The organism is Clostridium celatum DSM 1785 (assembly GCF_000320405.1).
In the GTDB taxonomy this organism is placed as follows: domain Bacteria; phylum Bacillota; class Clostridia; order Clostridiales; family Clostridiaceae; genus Clostridium; species Clostridium celatum.
This window is the reverse complement of sequence record NZ_KB291640.1, coordinates 36,603-56,010: the sequence shown is the minus strand read 5'-3', so window position 1 is coordinate 56,010 and position 19,408 is coordinate 36,603. Positions and strand designations below refer to the sequence as shown.

Here is a 19,408-nt window from a genome sequence, read left to right as displayed (position 1 = left end):
ATTTATAAAACATCTTGTAATTCAATAGCAGCATCTAATTCATCCATTTCTTCTAACATAATATTATATTCTACATCATTTAACCACCCCTCTAAAAGCCTTCTCATTCTTTTAGATGGTATATAAATATTTATATCTTCTCCCTTTCTTATTGCTGATCTAAATATCCATTGTAACATTTCAGCTAGTGCAAATTTATCCTCATCAAATTCTATTCCATTGTCATTAAAGAAGTTCTTCTCTATTGGATTAATAAATCTGTTCAATATATATGCCAAATTTCTTTTTTCTGAAAATTCATTTGTTGCCCTACTATTACAAGCTACAAATCCTTTTGAATAGCCTGTTCCTTTCAACTTAGTTTCTGCTGCCTTGACAGTAGTCCACATATTATCATTAGATTTGCTTTTTGTTATATTATGAAAGTAATTATATATTGAATTTTTTATAATTTTTGCTTCATCCTTATTCATTGCTTTTAATTTTGTAGAAGATAATGAACATATTCCATCACCTATTTTATTTAAATCTCCATTATATACGTTTATCAACTTATTAAACTGTTGCCCTCCTTGTTCATAATAACTACTCAACCTATACTCGCCACCTACTCTTGATACTGATTTCAACTGATACTCTATTTCAAAAAAATCAAAATAATATTTCTGATACTGCCCATCAAACATATATGTCAATATAAATACAGTTCCAAAAGCATCAAATATATCTCTTCTTAAGAATGAAATTAATATGCTACTCTCTCCATATCTATATAATCCCCCATTAATACAACTATCCTTTATCTCTTTAAATCTTCCTTTATACTCGCTCGGACCTATCCACTTTAAGCAATTTTTATCTTCCATACTAATAAAGCTACTATTTATCATTAATTGCAAATCAAATTTATCAAACTCAACTCGCTCCATAACCTCCATACATTCATCTTGAATTAATATATAATTCTCCTTCTTTATTAGTGCTAGCATTTCATCATCAATTAATCTTAGTAAGCTGTGTGTAGTGGCTATATTGGCACCTTTTTTTAACAATTCTTTAAAACCATTTAATTTAGTTCCCTTATCATTTTTTTCATTTGGTTCATAAAACTTTCTACTATTTACATTTTTGATAACCCTATCAACTTCTGATAAAAACGGAGTAGCAAATATAACTTTTATAACTTCTGGCAATTCATCAATATATTTTATTGCCCATGAAGTTTTACCACTTCCCATTATTGAGTCTACTACTGTAATTTTAAAATCATTTTTTATATATTTTTTTAACACTTTTATCACCTCACTAAATATGTTTGTAGTGATGTGATAATGTGACTAACTTTCTGATAAATAAAATTTTTAACTGTTCTATAATGTAAAAAACAGTTAAAATAGCTTTTAAACGGCTATATTACTAGCTTTCACTCTATATCTCTTAAAGAATATATAATATATATAAAATTTTTAGGGATGAATATCCCAGTAACGAAGTTACTATTAAAAGTATTCTCTATGTTCTTTTAATAAAGTAACCAAAACTAGCCCTCATTATCATTCGGTCTTAAAAATAATATATATCTTTCTAAATATTAGCTGATATATATATTAAATAACAGCTTATCTATTGTTACTATATATTACAGCTTATCTCTTACTAATAAATAAAGGATATGAAAATAATCCATATTCTGAATAGATTCCATTTCCTAAAATAATGTAAACTCCTTATCGTCATCTTTATCTTTATATCTATCATAATAAATAGCTTTTTTACTACTATTTTCACTATAACTTCTTTCTATTCCCCACGAACAGAATGCTCCAATTGTAGGAAATGGATATTTTCTGTTTTCATATCTTATATTGTAATCAGTTATAAAAGTTTCTATAGCTTCTAAAATCTCATCATCATTATAATTAACGTGTAATTTTTTCACTTGATTAATATCTTTAGCATAATTAACTTTATACTCGAACTTATACGTTTTGAAATAGAATTTTTTAAAAAATGCTATTATTTCAATAGGTTTTAATCCTTTCTTAGATAAGTCTACTTTTATATTAATTCTTTCATCTATCTCTAATGACTCTCCTCTTATCTCTATTCGTTGAAGCATAATAAATGTTTCTAATACAGTATTAACATCATAGTCTAATATTTCCGCTATCTCAAATGCAGCATCTACCATAGTATAATTTCCTCTTAATTGTAATAGCTCAAATAATATTTTTTCCTCATATTTTTTTATTTTCTTTAACTCTGAATTATTTTCTTTCAAATTAAAATATCTACTTTTTAACCTTTCAATATCCAAACTTTTATTATCCAAATTTTTAAACGTTAGTATTTTTGCCATCCTTTTTCCTCCTACTGAAGTATCTTTATTTTATTTTTATACCTCACTATATATGTCTAATAATAAACTATACTGTGACATTTCAATTTAATATAAATTTCTTAATTTCCATACCTATTGCACAATACTAAACATTAAAAATTTACATAAAAAAGAATAGCTACACTATAAGCAGCTACTCAAATTATTTTCATTATTATATTTTTCAATCATAGTATATAGATGTTTTCGTGATACACCTAGTAATTTAGCCATCTCAACTTTATTAATTTCTTTATTAATCATCTTATCATAGTATTTCTTAAAGTCTTTTGGAAGCTCCTTTTCTGGTCTACCTAATTTCTTTCCCTTAGCTCTAGCCACATCTAATCCTTGATTAATTCTTGTTATAGTCTTTTCTCTTTCCTGTTGAGCCATATGAGCCTTTATAGTAATAACAATATCAATAATCATATCATATATACTACTATCATTAGCTTTATTCCAATCACTCATATAAGGCATATCTAAAGCCACCACTCTAACTCCTTGCAGTTTAAGTTGTTTCAACTCCATTATTACATCATCAGCATTTCTTCCTAATCTATCTAAATCAGTTATAACTAATATATCATCTTTTCTAAGCTTATCCTTTAACTTACTATACTCTACTCTATTTTCAGCTTTAACAGTCCCACTTACTCTTTCTTCTATTATTTCATCAAAATTAAAACCATTAGTTATAGAGTATTGATTTAAAGTTAATACCTGTCTCTCTGTAGTTTGAGTATCTTTCTTAGTTGAAATTCTTGTATATCCAAATATCATTATTATCTCCCCACATTACTATTTTTCAGTAACTTTATTATATATTGTAACCTAAATCATATTCAACTTTAGGTAACATAATTTATAGCTAATTATACTTATATACCCAGCTATTTCCCGCTTTTTCAAGTGTAACCTTAATCAAATGATTTTTACACACTTTTTTTGTATAGAAGGAGTCATGTGTTTTCACTACTATTAGTAATCATATCTACAGTAATTAAATCTATTGGAGCTATCTTATTTTATTATCTAACACCTTTATACTAATTCTGATATAAAAACTATTCATCTACTAATTTGTCTTGTATCCAACTATATTCTCTATTATTAAGTTAATCATACTATTTTATTTATTCTAGCCATATAAGCTCTATAGCAGTTTTTATTATGGGAGTAGTATTTTCATTATCATATATATAATTACTTAAACAATCTTCATATATAGCAAATCTACTATAATTATCATCATTTCAACTTACTTATCTTAATCGTTTTAACACTATAAATTATTTAATAAATATATAGTTTAATCTAAGCTTATCTAAAGAACTTTCTCTTTATCTCTCCCCCCCCTCAAACGGGTGACCACCCATAAATATAGTTACAGCAATGCTATCTGAAATATATACAATATTTTTTAGTAATAGGTTGTAGTTTTACATATATGACGGACTTATAGGTGAAAAGATAAAAATATTATTAGGAGGTAATCAAATGAAGATTACAAAAGAATTATTAGGTTTATTTAGATACTTATTACAATATGGAGTATCATTATCAGAATTATTACAGGAAATAAGATTTTCTTACTGCTTAAGTTACCGTCAAATTGCTGATATTGTAGAACTTAGTCCTCAAAGAATCTGCGATATTATCAAAGGCAGAAGTAATATTAAGGAAGAGACTTATTTAAGGATATTATATCATTTAGATACTAAACTTAATCTAAATCACTCGGAGGTCAAACGTCATTATGCAGCAAGTTATTCAAAAAAATAATCTAACAGTAAACCAAAAACAAGCTATTGAAATGCTATCAATTGGTAAATCTATAACAGAAACTAGCTGTGAATTAAATATTGGTAGAAGTACTATTTACAGTTGGTTTGATAATAAGAACTTTAAATCAGAATTAAATAAAGCTTTAGATAAGAAACTTACTTGGTTAACATTTCAAGGATTAACAGAGATTGAGGATATATTACTTCACTCGCTAAATCCAAATCATAAGTTAAAAGCTTTTGAAATTATAGCTAAGCTATCTGAACATTTTAAAGAGGAACCAATAACTAATACTAAACATTCTAATCTTGCTAATATAACACTAGAGGAAATATTAGAAGAAGCAAATAATTTTTAAAAAGGAGTAATAAAAAATGAGTAAATTAAATAATGCTAAAATATATCAACAATCATTAAATGAACTAAATCATTTAAGAAATAAAATTGATACTGCAAATGCTAGAAAAGAAGAGCTATCTAAGAAAATAGATACTTTATCTAAAAAAATAAAAGAGAATAATGAAAAGAAAGAAATGCTGTTAGCAACAGGCGACATTAGTAAAATTTCTGAAATAAAAAAACTTACTAAATCTATAGATGGATTATTAGAAGAAAAAGCTTTCTTAACTGATATTTATAATAATTTTGTTGTTACATATCTTGCAGAAATTAAGCATGACTTAGATATATTAGTTGTTAATGGCATGCGTGATCGTAGTAAAGAATGCTTATCTATCCTAAATGATTATGCTTATGAATTTAAAAAGCTAGTTAATTCTCAATGGGATATTTATTATTCTATGACTGAAACTACTAAAGATTATCATATTCTAAATAATGAATTAAAAGCTATTTATGCTGAACTTGAAATTGAAATGGAGCCAGATGTGTATTCTGCTTTAACATATCCGAATATAACTTCTGCTATTAATATACTAAATCCACTTAGAGAAAACATGTTTAAAGGATTTATCCCTACTGAAAATAATAGTTATTTTAAATTATAATGTAATTGCCTTTTATATAATAACAAGGGAGATTTATCATATTATCTATACCTTATCATCGGGTACTATATATGAAAATCTTCCTTAATTTTTTTATTATTTCTACTTAACCTAATCATATAATCTTATTATATTATTTAAATAAATAATTAATTTTATTATATTTTCTCTCTAAATAAACAGTTGCTCCTTCATAAATATTTCTAATTATATATTCTGCTTCACTACCACCCTTTTCTAACTGTCGCACAGGAGTGCCTTTTTTGCTTAATAATTTAGTAGGTGATACTTGTCTTTTATAAAAATTATAGAATTCATTTAAAAACTCTTCTGTTGCGATTATATATAGTCTTACTGATTTACTTCCATCTCTTCTATACCTAATATTATATCCACCATCTCCATCAATATATCCTCTTAAAAATGCAGGTATTAGCTGTTTGCTTATTTTATTCGGAAACTTCATTACTAATGATTTTCTTGGAACAACACCTAGTTTAATTAAATCTTCACACATCCTTGTACTGTTAATTACAATACTACAGCTTTTATAAGTCTTATCTTTTAATCTTATATTTTTAACTCTTATTTTCTTATCTATATCACTTTCTTTAAAACTTAATGCTCTTAGAAATTTCACTAAATGTTCTCTATCACTAAGTTGTAATCCTATTTCTAAAGTTAGATATGTTTTTGCTTCTACTATGGAGCCATCTGCGCAAATAAACCCTAACCAATAAGCTTTTTCATCACTATCTATACATTTAAAATAATCTTCATTATACTCATATATTTTTAACGGATTAAACATTTCAATATCATTATCTTCTTTAAGATATTTAGCTAATGTTGTTCTTGTCATCCCAACTTTTACTGCTAATTGAGTTACTGAATATTTCTTAGTACTGTATAATTCTTTTGCAACTTCAACCCTTTTACTATTTCTAACTACATCATATTTCTGCAATATTGAAGCAGCTTTATTTCTTGATATACCAACTACCCTGCTTACTTCTTCTAAAGTACCAAAAGTTTCATTATATAACTTAATTAATTCTTTTTCATAATCCTTCATGTATTTCCCTCCATATAGTCTGGTTATGTATGAGTTCAGAGTCATGATAATTTATCTACCTATTATTGCAACATAAAACTATTACTATTGCAACATAAGTAGATAAACTGTCATATATAGTCTGTATAAAGCATTGAGCCTTCGCCTAGACACCCTTCTTATTTACTGTTTAAAACAATACTAGCTTTTTACTTATAATGCTTGTCCTACAAGTTGTCGAAACAATGCCAGTACCTACCGAGATATTAATCTCCCAAGTAACCTCCGAGCCTTTTATGGTAGCCCTCACCGTACATAACACCACTAAAGAAGGGAATAGTATATAATCGTGTTATAGTTGATTTTACTGCATTGGCTCAACTGACCTCTAGAGTTATTTATAGTTGTTCTAGTGCTTAGACAACTGACCTATAGCAATTTTAGGCAATAGGAAACTAAGCCTTGCACATCCTTCTTTTTTTTGATACCATTTAATTACGGTTTAGGTATCTCCAAGAGGGATATACAAAGTTAATTTAACAATATTTAATTGTTGCAGTTGGAGCTATTGGCGTAGCTCCTTTTGTTTTATCTTTTATTCATATTTTCTAATGGACTAAACTGTTTATAGTTTTTTCTTATATCACTTACTGTTAAATCTAAATAAGCTTTTTCAGTAACTACAACAGAACTATGACCTAATATCCTTGAAAGTGTATATATATCACCGCCACTCATTAAAAATCTTTTTGCAAAATTATTTCTTAATCCATGTGGTGTAATATTCTTACTAATACCAGCTCTTTCTCTATACACTCTAAAATTTCTTTCAAAATTCCTCACTTCAAACTTAGTGCCAGATTTAGTGCAAAATACCCTTATTTCATCATCTGTATATCTATCTTTATACTGTATCCACTTTCTTAAAATCGTCATCATTGTATTACTAAAGAATACTACTCTATCTTTTTTACCTTTAGTTATTTCTGCTGGGATTTCAATATATCTCTTTTCTAAATGCACATCTGTTATTTCTAAAGATAGTGTTTCTCCTAATCTCATTCCAGTATCCATGATCAGCTGAACTATAACATAATCTCTATACTCATGAAACTTAGTTATATCCATTACTTTAATAAGTGCCATAAAATCTTCATCTGAAATATCTTCTTTTGCTTTTCTTTTTGCTTTAAGAAATTCTATATCATCCATTGGACTTTTTTTAATTATTCCTTCGACAATACACCAATTAAAAAATACTTTCATATTCCTAATGTAATTATTAATCGTTATATTAGATATTTTCTTACCTAGGTCTTGTCTATTAGCAGGATTATTTAAAGCAACAGTTTTATCATTAGAAACATAACTATACTTACCTCGCTCTTTAGTAAACTTTAAATACTCATTTATGTGTTTATGCTTAACTCCGACAACATTTCCTATCTGATATTCTTCTTCTAGAAATTTTGAAAATAATCTTAAAGTTCCTTCATAAGAATTCATTGTCTTTTTACTTAGGCCTTTTAACTTACAATGTTCCATAAAATTTTCTATATAAACATTGATATTATTCCTTTTTATAATTTTAGGCACAAAAAAAACCTCCTTTAGTCATACGACCAAAGAAGGCTTACATTCTTAAATATTAAATTTTATTAATCTTATGATACGAAAAACAGTTTAGTGCTATAATTACAATGAATTTGACAAAACTGCAATTATATGCTCAACCGCTATATTACTGCATTTATAAGCTACTAAGATACTTTATTCTTTAATCTTAGCTTGTCAGCAATGATTGCAATAAATTCTGAATTTGTTGGCTTACCTTTTTCATTATGAACAGTGTATCCAAATAATTTATTGATAGCTTCAACTTGTCCTCTACCCCAAGCTACTTCGATAGCATGTCTTATAGCTCTTTCTACTCTTGAAGCTGTTGTATTATATTTCTTAGCGATTGAAGGATATAATTCCTTAGTTACAGCTGATAATAATTCCATATCATTAACAACCATAGTTATAGCTTCTCTTAAATACATGTATCCTTTTATGTGAGCCGGTACACCTATCTCGTGAATTATGTTTGTAATTTCAGTTTCTAAGTCAACTGGACCTCTGTTTGTTGTAATCATTTCTGTTGTTGGCATAGTTGATTGTCTTTTTACCGGTTCAGCTATGATACTATCATTGAACATTTCTCTTATACGTTTTGTAAATATATCCATATCGAAAGGCTTAACAACATAGTAGTCTGCACCTAAAGTAATTGCTCTTTGTGTTATTTTATCTTGTCCTACTGCAGATAAAACAACTATTCTTGGGAATTTAGATAAATTCATAGAATTTAATCTTTCTAAAACTCCTAATCCATCTAAATGAGGCATTATTATATCAAGTATTACTAAATCTGGTTCTTTTTCTTCAATTAACGTTAAAGCTTCACGTCCGTCTTTAGCGATTCCTGTTACAACTATATCTCTTTGATTTAATAAGTAATCATTTAAAATACTACAGAATTCTTTGTTGTCGTCAGCAATTATAACTGATATTTTATTTCCATTCATTTTTGATCTCCCTTTCTTACCCCTTATTAATTTGGCTTTCAAATAAAACTTATATTATAAGTATTTAATCCATTTGCTAATATTACTGTAATTCCTGTAAAATTAATTATATTTACTATTTTTATAACTACATTGATTATATTATAACATAAAATTTAAAATAAAAACAGTTAATTTTACATTTTCTTGAAATTTTTTTATATATTTTATATATTCTTAATATTTTTGTAATTTCGCAACATCTTTATATACGCAAATAAGTTTTTTAAATAAAAAAAGGTAAAAATCTCTAAAATCTTTACCTTTTTTATTGTTTTATCTTAATTTAATATACCTGCATCTTCTAGCATCCACTCTATATATATTCCATATCCTATATCAGGTTTATTTATTAACACATGAGTTACAGCTCCAACTATTTTATTATTTTGGATAATTGGACTTCCACTCATTCCTTGAACTATACCACCAGTTTTACTTAAAAGCTCTTCATCAGTAACTTTTATTATCATACTCTTAGGACCTGGTTTATCTTGTTGGAGAAGCTTAACTATTTCTATTTCATATTCTTTAGGACCACTATCATCTATTGTTGTAATAATGGTAGCTTTTCCTTCTGTTATTTCATTTCTATACCCTATAGACATCGGTTGATTAAACTCTGAATTAACTAAAGGAACATATGATTGACCAAAAATTCCTGAGGAAGTATTATTTTGAATATTTCCTATAGAATTTTTTTCATTTACAAATAATCCCCTTAATTCTCCTGGAGTACCTTTTTCACCTTTTCTTACGCTTAATACTGATGCAGATAAAAGTTCACCCTCTTTAATGGTAAATGTAGTATTTGTATCACCATCAGTAATTGGGTGTCCTAAAGCACCAAAAGTTTCACTATCTTTATGATAGAATGTAAGAGTTCCAATTCCCGCAGTAGAATCTCTTACCCAAAGGCCTAATTTATATTCATCGCCTTCTTTAATTAATTCTACTTCTTTATTAAATTTACATCCATCTCTTAAAAACTCTATATTTACACTGCTTGAATTATTGTTTCTTAGTATTGAACTAAGTTGTTTTGAACTTTCAATAGCTTCTTCATTTACTTTTAATAAAACATCTCCAAGCTGTATTCCTGCATTTTTTGCTGGACTAATTTCACTTCCATTAACACCATCAACTTTTGAGAAGCCTACAACCAAAACACCTTCAGTGGAAAGTTTTATTCCAACACTTGTTCCGCCAGGATATAGCTTTATATCTTCCACCTTTTGTACCGCAACTGATTTTACAGGGATAACACCTAAAAAATCTACATTTAATTTATCTTTTTTAACGTTTATTTTATTTAATATACTTGAATTTTGTATACATATATCAGATACTTCCGTACTCTCATTAACATATATCTTATCAGGTAGATGGGAAATACTAATATAAGTAATTAACGCTAATATAGCTATTGGAGCAGTTATTATGCTAAAATTTTTTATTATTTTTTTTATCATTTTATCTCCTCCTTGCTTCTCTAATATTAATTTTCCCCTATGACTTTTTTATATGCTGTAGTAACTTTGTTATATAAGTCAAAAATTATTATTTTAAAAAAAATTACATAAAAAAAATAAAACCATGCTAAATTACCATGATTTTATTTTTTACCTTAATTCTATACCTTATGTATCTAAAATGAATCTTTTTTAATTTCTTCTTTTTTTATTTCAGCAAATTTCACCATTTCTTCTGCATTTTCGATAGTAACTTCACTTATTTCGTCACCACCTACCATTTTTGCTATTTCTTTAATCTTATCTTCTCTATTTAATACTCTAATTCCTGTGAAGGTTTTGTTATCTTCAACTTTTTTAGAAACAAAGTAATGATTGTCTGATAAAGCTGCAATTTGTGGTAAATGCGTTATACATAAGACTTGATGTTTTACAGATACTTCGTACATTTTTTCACCAACTCTTTTTCCAATTGCACCACTTATACCTGTATCTATTTCATCAAAAATTAATGTTGGGATTTTATCTTTATCTACAAAGACACATTTAAGTGCTAACATTATTCTTGATAATTCTCCGCCTGAAAGAACTTTTTCCAGTGGCTTTAAAGGTTCACCTGGATTTGCTGAAACTAAGAATTGAACTTCATCATATCCTCTTGTATTCATATTTTCACTTAATTCTACATCTATTTTAATAATAGCTTTTTCAAGTCCTACATATGATAATTCTCTTTTTATTTTCTCCTCTAAAATTTCACTAGCTTCAGTTCTTATATGATGAAGCTTTTCACCGATTTTCTTCATCTTTTCTTCTAATACTTTAAGCTCTTCTTTTAACTTGTTTATTATTTCTTCCGAATTTACAAGTTCGTTATATCTTTCTTTAAGATCTTTTAAATTATCTAATATCTCTTCTATGGAGTTTCCATATTTTTTCTTATATATAGCAATAGTATAAATTCTTTCATTTATTTTTGCTAAAGCTTCTTCATCATAATGTATTTCGCTACCAATATCTCTAATTTCTCTAGTAACTTCTTCTATATTATAATATGCTTCTTCAATTTGATTTTTCTTTTCTTTTATTTTTTCAAAATGTTCTTCTACATGAGATAATTCTGATATTACTTTTGATAATCCTTCTAATACTGATATTCCTTCATTAGAAGAATTTAAATAACTATAAGACTTAACTAAGCTATTTGAAATTTTTTCTGCATTTGATAATAAATTAAATTCTTCTTTTAAATCTTCTTCTTCGCCAATTTTTAAGTTTGCTTTTTCTATATCTTCTATTTGGAACTTAATATAATCGGCTAACTTTTCTCTATCTTCATTACCTTTTAAACTATTTATTTTCTCTTGATTTTCTAAGTATTTACTTCTTAACTCTTCAAAATCATTAAGTAAATCTTTTATCTTTTCAATACAAAATTCATCTAAGTATAAAATATGAGTTCCTCTATTTAAAAGATTTTGATTTTGGTGCTGACCATGTATATCTAATAGCTTTTCTCTAATTTTCTTTAATTGAGACAATACTATGCTTCTACCATTTACTTTAATTATGCTCTTCCCATTTATAGTAGTTTCTCTAGATATAACTAACATATCATCTCTTTCAATAGAAAACTCATCTAAAACATCATAAATATCTTCATTTTCTATAGAAAATAATGCTTCTACAATAGTTTTATTTTCACCATATCTTATTTGATCCTTTGAAAACTTTCCACCTAATACATAATCTATAGTGTCTATAAGTATTGATTTCCCTGCACCGGTTTCTCCAGATAATATATTAAACCCTGTACCAAATTCAACAGATAATTCTTGAATCAACGCAAAATTTTTAATATTTAACTCGACTAGCATTGTACCCCACCTTTATAAAATTAAGAAATAACTTTTCTTACTTTTTCCATAAGCTCTATAGCCTTTTCTTCTGTTCTTGATAATACAAAAATAGTATTATCTCCAGCTATAGTTCCTGCTACATCATTAGTATAAATATTATCTATAGCTTCAGCAACTGCTGATGCTGCACCTGTAAGTGTCTTTATTACTACAAATTTATCTACTTTATCAACTGAAATAGCTGCATTAGCTAGTATACTATATAACTTATCATTTATATCTCTTTCTTCTTTTGTTGGAGCTATATATCTATATTTTCCAGATTCACTTTGCACCTTAACAAGTTTTAAAAGTTTTATATCTCTTGATACTGTAGCTTGAGTTACATCATATCCTGATCTTTTTAATTCTTCTGCTAATTCTTCTTGAGTTTCTATATCAATATTATTAATTATTTCTAATATCTTACTATGCCTTTTTGATTTCATAATTTTCTCCTTTTATCTTCTCACTAATTACTAAGAATCTTTTTCCTTAGTACTTTAAAGTAATCATAATCTTCAAACAATAAAATTTTCGCAGTTTTTTTTGCTTTACTTATAATTATTGAAGTGTTATCCTTTATTTCCATAACTTCTTGACCATCAAAAGTTACATATATTTCACCATTATAATTTTCAGATTTTATCTCTATTTTACTACTACTTTTTAAAACTATTGGTTGCATTCCTCTAGTATGTGGACATATAGGTGTTAATGTAATTACATCTACGTCTGGATATACAAAAGGACCTCCTGCTGAAAAAGAATATGCTGTAGAACCAGTAGGTGTTGCAATTATTATACCATCACCCTTAAACTCATAATAAAGTTTTCCATCTATAAAAACTTCAAATCTTGCCATTCTTGATAATGTTCCTCTTGCAATTACAACATCATTTAATGCTTTACAACTCTTTTCCTCATTTTCCATACCAACTTTACATTCTAACAGTATTCTATTTTCTATAGAATATTTTTTAGCCTTTATCTTATTTAAAGCATTGTCCAAATCTTGAATTTCTATACTTGATAAAAATCCTAAATTTCCAATATTCACTCCTAATATAGGGATATCATATCTATCATTAATATCTCTTGCTACTCCTAATAATGTTCCATCTCCACCTAAGACAATCAGTAAATCTACTTCTTCTTGAAAATCATACTTATTTAATTCATAACTATTTAGTACAATTACTTTTGATTTTGAAAAAACATAAGTAACTTTAGATATTACTAAAGACAATATTTTCCCTTCATTATCCTTTGATGGATTTATCGCAATTACAATATTATTCATCTCAATCTCCTATATCACTATCATACACCTAAAGCCAGCTTTTAAAGCTGGCTATGTGATTCATTTACAATATTATCAATTATACTTAATTCAAAATTACTTTCTTTTTCTTTATCTTTTGTAAAGTAAACTAAGTACTCTCTATTTCCTTCTGGGCCTTTAATTGGTGAATAACTTAAGCCTAAGATATTAAATTCATTTTCTATAAGGTAATTAACTATCTTTAATATTACCTCATGATGAACTTCCTTATCTCTAACCACACCTTTTTTTCCTACTTTATCTCTACCAGCTTCAAATTGTGGTTTTATTAATGCTACAACTTCACCTGTTTCCTTTAATAAATTTTTAACAGCAGGCATAATAGTTCTAAGAGAAATAAAAGATACATCTATTGATGCAAAATCTAATTTTTCACCAATATCCTCTGGAGTTACATATCTTATATTTGTTCTCTCCATGCAAACTACTCTCTCATCTGTTCTTAATTTCCACGCAAATTGGCCATATCCTACATCTACTGAAAAAACTTTGCTTGCATCATTTTGAAGCATACAATCTGTAAATCCACCTGTAGATGCACCAATATCCATACAGACTTTATCTTTTAGAGAAATATTAAATTCATTCATAGCTTTTTCTAATTTAAGTCCACCACGACTTACATATTTAAGTTCTTCACCTTTAAAAACTATATCTGCATCTATATTTACTTTTTCTCCTGCTTTATCGACTCTTTGACCATCAACAAATACTAAGCCTGCCATAATATTAGTTTTAGCTCTTTCTCTTGAGGTACATATACCTTTATCAACTAATAATATATCTAATCTTTCTTTTTTTGATGCCATTATTTTCTCCTTTACTTTTGTATATCTAAAACACTTTTTACTATTCCATCTGCATCTAATCCAGAATCTCTATAAAGATTTTTTAAATCTCCATGAGGAATAAACTTATCTTCATATCCAAGTGCTTTAAATTTACCTTTAAAGTTTAATTTATTTAACTCCATTAAAACATAACTTCCAAAACCACCACTAATGTTGTTATCTTCAATAGTTATAACATTATAACCCTTGTCACATACTTCTTTTAGCATTTCAGTATCCATTGGTTTTACAAATGTTGCACTTATAATAGTTGGATTAATATCATTGTCATTTAATAACTTTTTAGCTAACATAACATGCTGAACCATCTTTCCAACAGCTATTATTGCTATTTTTTCTCCATCTATTATCTTTTCCCATTTACCATTTTCTATTTCTTTTAATGGTTTTATATTATCTGTACAATCTGTGCCTCTTGGATATCTTATAGCTATTGGTCCTTTATTTTCTTTAAGAGCCCATTTAAGCATTAGTGATAATTCATCTAAATGTTTTGGTGCTAATATTCTCATATTTGGAATTTGGCTTAAATATGATAAATCAAAAACACCTTGATGTGTTTCACCATCTTCTCCAACTATCCCTGCTCTATCAATAGCAAAAACAACTGGTAAGTTTTGAATACATACATCATGAACAATTTGATCGTATGCTCTTTGTAAGAAAGTTGAGTACACTGCAAAAACAGGTTTTAAACCTGCACTTGCCATTCCTGCTGAAAGTGTAGTTGCATGTTCTTCAGCAATCCCTACATCAAAAAATCTATTAGGATATTCTTTTGAAAATTCTTTCAAGCCTGTACCATCAGGCATAGCCGCAGTAATTGCCACAACATTTTCATCATTTTTAGCAATATCTATCATAGTGTCACCAAAAACCTTAGAATAAGTTTTTTTACCTGACATAGCACATTCTCCACTTCCTAAATCAAATGGAGAAACACCATGAAACTTATTAGGATTTTGTTCTGCAAACTCATATCCTTTACCTTTTTGAGTTACTGTATGAATAATTACAGGACCGTGAATTTGTTTTGCCTTTGATAAAACTTCATTCATAAGCTCAATATCATGCCCATTAATTGGTCCTATATATTTAATTCCCATGTTTTCAAACAACATAGATGGAACTAATGCATGCTTTACTCCATCTTTTATTCTATGTAAATAACTGCTTATAACTTTTCCTGTATTTGATGTATTTAAAGTTGAATTTATATCTTCTTTTAATTTATTATATCCTGGTCCAATTCTTAATTTATTTAGATGATTAGATAATCCCCCTACATTTTTACATATTGACATTTGGTTATCATTTAATACAACTATCATATTGGTTTTATTAAACCCTACATCATTTAATGCTTCTAAAGCCATTCCACCAGTTAATGCACCATCGCCTATTACTGCTACAACATGATAATCTTCTTTCTTTATATCTCTAGCTCTAGCCATTCCTAGTGCAGCTGATATTGATGTACTACTGTGGCCTGTTCCAAAAACATCATATTTACTTTCGCTTCTTTTTGGAAAACCACATAGTCCATCATATTTTCTTAATGTATTAAATCTTTCTTTTCTGCCTGTCAATATTTTGTGCACATAACTTTGATGTCCAACATCCCATACAATCTTATCTTTTTCTAGATTAAAAGTTTTATATAAACTTAAAGTTAATTCTACAACTCCTAAATTAGGAGATAAGTGTCCCCCAGTCTTGGAAACACTTTCTATTAAAAATTCTCTTATTTCGTCAGAAAGCTCATATAATTCTTTGCTAGTTAAATAATGCACATCCTCCGGAGAATTTATCTTCTCTAAAAATTTTGACATACATATCATTCCTTTGTTTAATATTCTCTATCTAAAAGATTTAAAGTTAACTCTTTTAAATTCTCTGTATTTACTGATAAACTTTCTAAAATCTCTATACATTCATTAGTTAGCCTCTTGCATTCCTTTTGGCAAAACTCTAAACCATACATAGATATAAAATTAGTCTTGTTATTCTCTTCATCACTTAAAACAGTTTTTCCAAGTTTTTCTGTACTTCCAATTACATCTAGTATATCATCTTTTATTTGGAATGCTAACCCTAATTTTTCTCCAAAGACTTCAAGCTTTGAAACTTCTTCTTCCTTTGCATCACCAAGTAATGCTCCTGCTACAATAGAAACTTTAATAAGTTCACCTGTTTTCTTTGCGTGCATATATTTTAATTCATCTGCAGATATTTTTTTACCTTCGTTTATTATATCAACAATCTGACCTGCAATCATGCCGTTCATTCCAGCAGCTTCACTTATCTTATAAGTTGCTAATAAAGCATTCTTATTTACTGAGTTTAATGAATATTTAATCATAAGAGTCATTGCCTCATTTAATAATGCATCACCAGCAAGAACTGCTATATCTTCACCATATACTTTATGATTAGTTGGTTTTCCTCTTCTTAAATCATCATTATCCATACAAGGAAGATCATCATGAATTAATGAATAAGTATGAATCATTTCTATTGCACTTGCAACTTCTATAATATCCTTCCATTTGTCCTTATACATACTATAAGTTAATATCATAAGTATGGGTCTTATTCTTTTTCCACCTATGTTTATACTATAACTTGCCGAATCATATATTATTTTATTATAGCTTCCCTTATTCTCAAAGTAATCCTTTAGATAATTATTTATCTCTTCTTTAACTTCTTTAATTATCATCATCTTTCACCACTTCAATATTCTCTTTTATAGTAATAAATTTCCCTTCTAAATTATCTAAAGTTTTATAAAGCTTATTTATAAGTTTACTTCCTTTTTCGTATTCCTTCATGGCTTCTTCTAAACTTAATTCATCTTTTTCAAGTGTAGATAAAATTTCCTCTAAATTATTTAGCATATCATTATAACTTTCTTTTTTAGCCATTTTAAATCTCCCCCTTTTCTAATAGGGTAAATTCCCCTTTTACATATCCATCTTGCATTTTTATTAATAGATCTTCTTTATCTATAAAAGATTCTTTGCTTTTTAGTACCCTATTATCTTCTCCTTCAATTATAGCATAACCTTTACCTAATATATTTATAGGATTATGTGCCTGTAAAATGCTATTTAAAGAAAATATTTTTTCTTTATTACTTTTTATCTTATGGTAGATAATATTATTAAGTTTTTCTTTTAAATTATCTATATTAATATATTTATTAGCAATTTTATTTGATGGAGAATTTAAATTTAAAACTTTATTTAATGTCTCTAATTTTGACTTTTCGTTATAAATTTTATTTTCTATAATTGCTATCAATTTTTCTTTACATCTATCTATATTATAATTTAGTTCACTTTCTAATGGTACAACTATTTCCCCTGCCTGTGATGGTGTTGCTGCCCTAAAATCAGCAACAAAATCTGAAATAGTAAAATCTATTTCATGACCTACTGCTGAAACAATTGGAAGCTTTGATTTAAAAATTTCTATTGCTAACTCTTCTTCATTAAAATTCCAAAGTTCCTCAATAGAACCTCCACCTCTACCTATAATAATTACATCAACACTTTTACTTTTATTAAAATATTTTATACCTTCAATTATAGTTTTATAAGCATTTACTCCTTGAACCGCTGCTGGATATAATACTATATCCACCTTACTATTTCTTCGTCTTATAACGTTTGTTAAATCACAAATAGCAGCTCCAGTTTCTGATGTAACTATACCTACTCTATATGGATTTTTAGGAAGGGGCTTTTTAAATTCATCATTAAAATACCCCTCCCTACTTAGTTTTTCTTTAAGCTTTTCAAATTTAACATGAAGATTTCCAACACCTTCTTGTTCTATACTATTACAGTATAGCTGAAATGAACCACTTGCAGTATAAACAGAGGCTCTACCACTTACAATAACAGACATCCCTTCCTTAAGTAAAAAATCTAAATTATTAGCATTACCTTTAAACATAATACAATTTATCTTAGAAAATTCATCTTTTAAAGAAAAATAAATATGCCCACTAGTGTGATATTTTAAGTTTGATATCTCTCCTCGTACTGAAAGATTATTAAGTATAAAATCATTATCTAAAACTTTTTTTATGTAATTATTAACTTCACAAACTGATAATGTTTTAATTTTCATACTCTTCAACTGCCTTACATGCATTTTTCATAAGTAGAGTAGTTGTTAGTGCTCCTACACCTCCTGGTACCGGTGTAACTAAAGATGCTACATCAATTACAGAATCAAAATTAACATCTCCTGTTATTTTTCCATCAACAGAATTAGTACCAACATCTATTACTATTGCTCCATCTTTTACATAACTAGAATCTATAAATTTTGCTTTTCCTATTGCAACAATTAAAATATCTGCTCTACTGCAAACTTCTTTCAAATTACGTGTTTTTGAATGACATGTCGTAACAGTGCAGTTTTCTTTAAGCATTAAAGCAGATACTGGTTTACCTACTATATTACTTCTACCTATTACAACTACTTCTTTTCCTTCTAGTTCAATATTTAAACTTTTTAATATTGTTAATACTGAATTTGGAGTACAAGGTAAAAATGTTTCTTCTCCCATATACAATTTACCTTGATTTACAAATGTTAAGCAATCAATATCTTTTAAAGGAGAAATATTAGCTATAACCTTCTTTTCATCTATATGCTTTGGTAATGGTAATTGAAGGATAATACCTGATACAGTATCATCATTATTTAATTCAATTATTTTACTTATTAATTCTTTTTCTTCTACTTCTACATTTAAATGAATTTTTTCAAAGTTTAATCCTAATGATATGGCTACCTTCTCTTGGTTATTTAAATAAAAGATAGAACCTCCATCATTTCCTACTAATATAGATGCAACTTTAGGTATTTGAAGATTTTGGCTTTTTCTAGCTTCTATAAACTTTTTTATATCTTCTTTTATTGCTAAAGCTATATTTTTTCCATCTATTCTTTCTCCCATCACACATAATCCTCCAATACTAT

Annotated in this window: 19 protein-coding genes; 3 read left to right on the top strand and 16 right to left on the bottom strand. The window is 27.4% G+C overall.

Features of this window, described 5'->3' with window-relative positions; genetic code table 11:
• Nucleotides 1-2: 2 nt before the first annotated feature.
• From HMPREF0216_RS07380 to HMPREF0216_RS07370, 3 genes are all read right to left on the bottom strand, one after another.
• Nucleotides 3-1,292 carry a hypothetical protein gene (locus tag HMPREF0216_RS07380; protein ID WP_005213123.1) on the bottom strand — a complete coding sequence of 430 codons (1,290 nt, stop codon included), beginning with the start codon at nt 1,290-1,292 and terminating at the stop codon, nt 3-5.
• Between the two features lie 416 nt (nt 1,293-1,708).
• Nucleotides 1,709-2,359, bottom strand: coding sequence for a hypothetical protein (locus HMPREF0216_RS07375; protein WP_005213122.1), 651 nt, complete (start codon nt 2,357-2,359; stop codon nt 1,709-1,711).
• A 165-nt stretch (nt 2,360-2,524) separates the two neighbouring features.
• Nucleotides 2,525-3,166, bottom strand: a complete 642-nt coding sequence (locus HMPREF0216_RS07370; RefSeq protein ID WP_005213121.1) for a recombinase family protein — start codon at nt 3,164-3,166, stop codon at nt 2,525-2,527.
• Between the two features lie 717 nt (nt 3,167-3,883).
• Between HMPREF0216_RS07370 and HMPREF0216_RS07365 the strand changes: the two genes are divergently transcribed.
• Genes HMPREF0216_RS07365 through HMPREF0216_RS07355 form a run of 3 tightly spaced genes read left to right on the top strand, consistent with a single transcriptional unit; the run spans nt 3,884 to nt 5,178 of the window.
• Nucleotides 3,884-4,168, top strand: coding sequence for a hypothetical protein (locus HMPREF0216_RS07365; RefSeq protein WP_005213120.1), 285 nt, complete (start codon nt 3,884-3,886; stop codon nt 4,166-4,168).
• A complete protein-coding gene (locus tag HMPREF0216_RS07360; protein WP_005213119.1) occupies nt 4,143-4,529 on the top strand; it encodes a phBC6A51 family helix-turn-helix protein in 387 nt (128 codons plus the stop codon). The genes HMPREF0216_RS07365 and HMPREF0216_RS07360 overlap by 26 nt, the downstream gene beginning before the upstream one ends.
• A gap of 16 nt (nt 4,530-4,545) precedes the next feature.
• Complete coding sequence (locus HMPREF0216_RS07355; protein ID WP_005213112.1) at nt 4,546-5,178, top strand: hypothetical protein; 633 nt, start codon at nt 4,546-4,548, stop codon at nt 5,176-5,178.
• Nucleotides 5,179-5,311: 133 nt separating this feature from the next.
• Here HMPREF0216_RS07355 and HMPREF0216_RS07350 read toward each other — a convergent pair whose 3' ends face one another.
• The 13 genes from HMPREF0216_RS07350 to HMPREF0216_RS07290 all read right to left on the bottom strand — a co-directional run bounded on the left by HMPREF0216_RS07350 (nt 5,312) and on the right by HMPREF0216_RS07290 (nt 19,385).
• The gene (locus tag HMPREF0216_RS07350) at nt 5,312-6,253 is read right to left on the bottom strand and encodes a helix-turn-helix domain-containing protein (protein WP_005213099.1); all 942 of its coding nucleotides are present in this window, start codon (nt 6,251-6,253) and stop codon (nt 5,312-5,314) included.
• A 567-nt stretch (nt 6,254-6,820) separates the two neighbouring features.
• A complete protein-coding gene (locus HMPREF0216_RS07345; protein WP_005213098.1) occupies nt 6,821-7,828 on the bottom strand; it encodes a tyrosine-type recombinase/integrase in 1,008 nt (335 codons plus the stop codon).
• 164 nt (nt 7,829-7,992) lie between these two features.
• Nucleotides 7,993-8,802, bottom strand: coding sequence for a sporulation transcription factor Spo0A (gene spo0A / locus HMPREF0216_RS07340; protein WP_040419320.1), 810 nt, complete (start codon nt 8,800-8,802; stop codon nt 7,993-7,995).
• Between the two features lie 320 nt (nt 8,803-9,122).
• The gene (spoIVB, locus tag HMPREF0216_RS07335; RefSeq protein WP_005213096.1) at nt 9,123-10,313 is read right to left on the bottom strand and encodes a SpoIVB peptidase; all 1,191 of its coding nucleotides are present in this window, start codon (nt 10,311-10,313) and stop codon (nt 9,123-9,125) included.
• A 176-nt stretch (nt 10,314-10,489) separates the two neighbouring features.
• Nucleotides 10,490-12,190: a DNA repair protein RecN gene (gene recN, locus HMPREF0216_RS07330; RefSeq protein WP_005213095.1), complete on the bottom strand. Its 1,701-nt coding sequence runs from the start codon at nt 12,188-12,190 to the stop codon at nt 10,490-10,492.
• Nucleotides 12,191-12,210: 20 nt separating this feature from the next.
• The gene (locus tag HMPREF0216_RS07325) at nt 12,211-12,660 is read right to left on the bottom strand and encodes an arginine repressor (RefSeq protein WP_005213089.1); all 450 of its coding nucleotides are present in this window, start codon (nt 12,658-12,660) and stop codon (nt 12,211-12,213) included.
• Nucleotides 12,661-12,683: 23 nt separating this feature from the next.
• A complete protein-coding gene (locus tag HMPREF0216_RS07320) occupies nt 12,684-13,514 on the bottom strand; it encodes an NAD(+)/NADH kinase (RefSeq protein WP_005213087.1) in 831 nt (276 codons plus the stop codon).
• Nucleotides 13,515-13,555: 41 nt separating this feature from the next.
• Nucleotides 13,556-14,365: a TlyA family RNA methyltransferase gene (locus HMPREF0216_RS07315; RefSeq protein WP_005213074.1), complete on the bottom strand. Its 810-nt coding sequence runs from the start codon at nt 14,363-14,365 to the stop codon at nt 13,556-13,558.
• Between the two features lie 11 nt (nt 14,366-14,376).
• Nucleotides 14,377-16,239, bottom strand: a complete 1,863-nt coding sequence (dxs, locus tag HMPREF0216_RS07310) for a 1-deoxy-D-xylulose-5-phosphate synthase (RefSeq protein WP_005213073.1) — start codon at nt 16,237-16,239, stop codon at nt 14,377-14,379.
• A gap of 17 nt (nt 16,240-16,256) precedes the next feature.
• The gene (locus tag HMPREF0216_RS07305) at nt 16,257-17,129 is read right to left on the bottom strand and encodes a polyprenyl synthetase family protein (protein ID WP_040419342.1); all 873 of its coding nucleotides are present in this window, start codon (nt 17,127-17,129) and stop codon (nt 16,257-16,259) included.
• Complete coding sequence (gene xseB, locus HMPREF0216_RS07300; protein WP_005213070.1) at nt 17,119-17,334, bottom strand: exodeoxyribonuclease VII small subunit; 216 nt, start codon at nt 17,332-17,334, stop codon at nt 17,119-17,121. Before xseB ends, HMPREF0216_RS07305 begins: the two co-directional genes overlap by 11 nt.
• Before the next feature lies 1 nt (nt 17,335).
• Complete coding sequence (xseA, locus tag HMPREF0216_RS07295; RefSeq protein WP_005213069.1) at nt 17,336-18,547, bottom strand: exodeoxyribonuclease VII large subunit; 1,212 nt, start codon at nt 18,545-18,547, stop codon at nt 17,336-17,338.
• Nucleotides 18,537-19,385 carry a bifunctional 5,10-methylenetetrahydrofolate dehydrogenase/5,10-methenyltetrahydrofolate cyclohydrolase gene (locus tag HMPREF0216_RS07290; RefSeq protein WP_040419339.1) on the bottom strand — a complete coding sequence of 283 codons (849 nt, stop codon included), beginning with the start codon at nt 19,383-19,385 and terminating at the stop codon, nt 18,537-18,539. Before HMPREF0216_RS07290 ends, xseA begins: the two co-directional genes overlap by 11 nt.
• Nucleotides 19,386-19,408 lie beyond the last annotated feature (23 nt).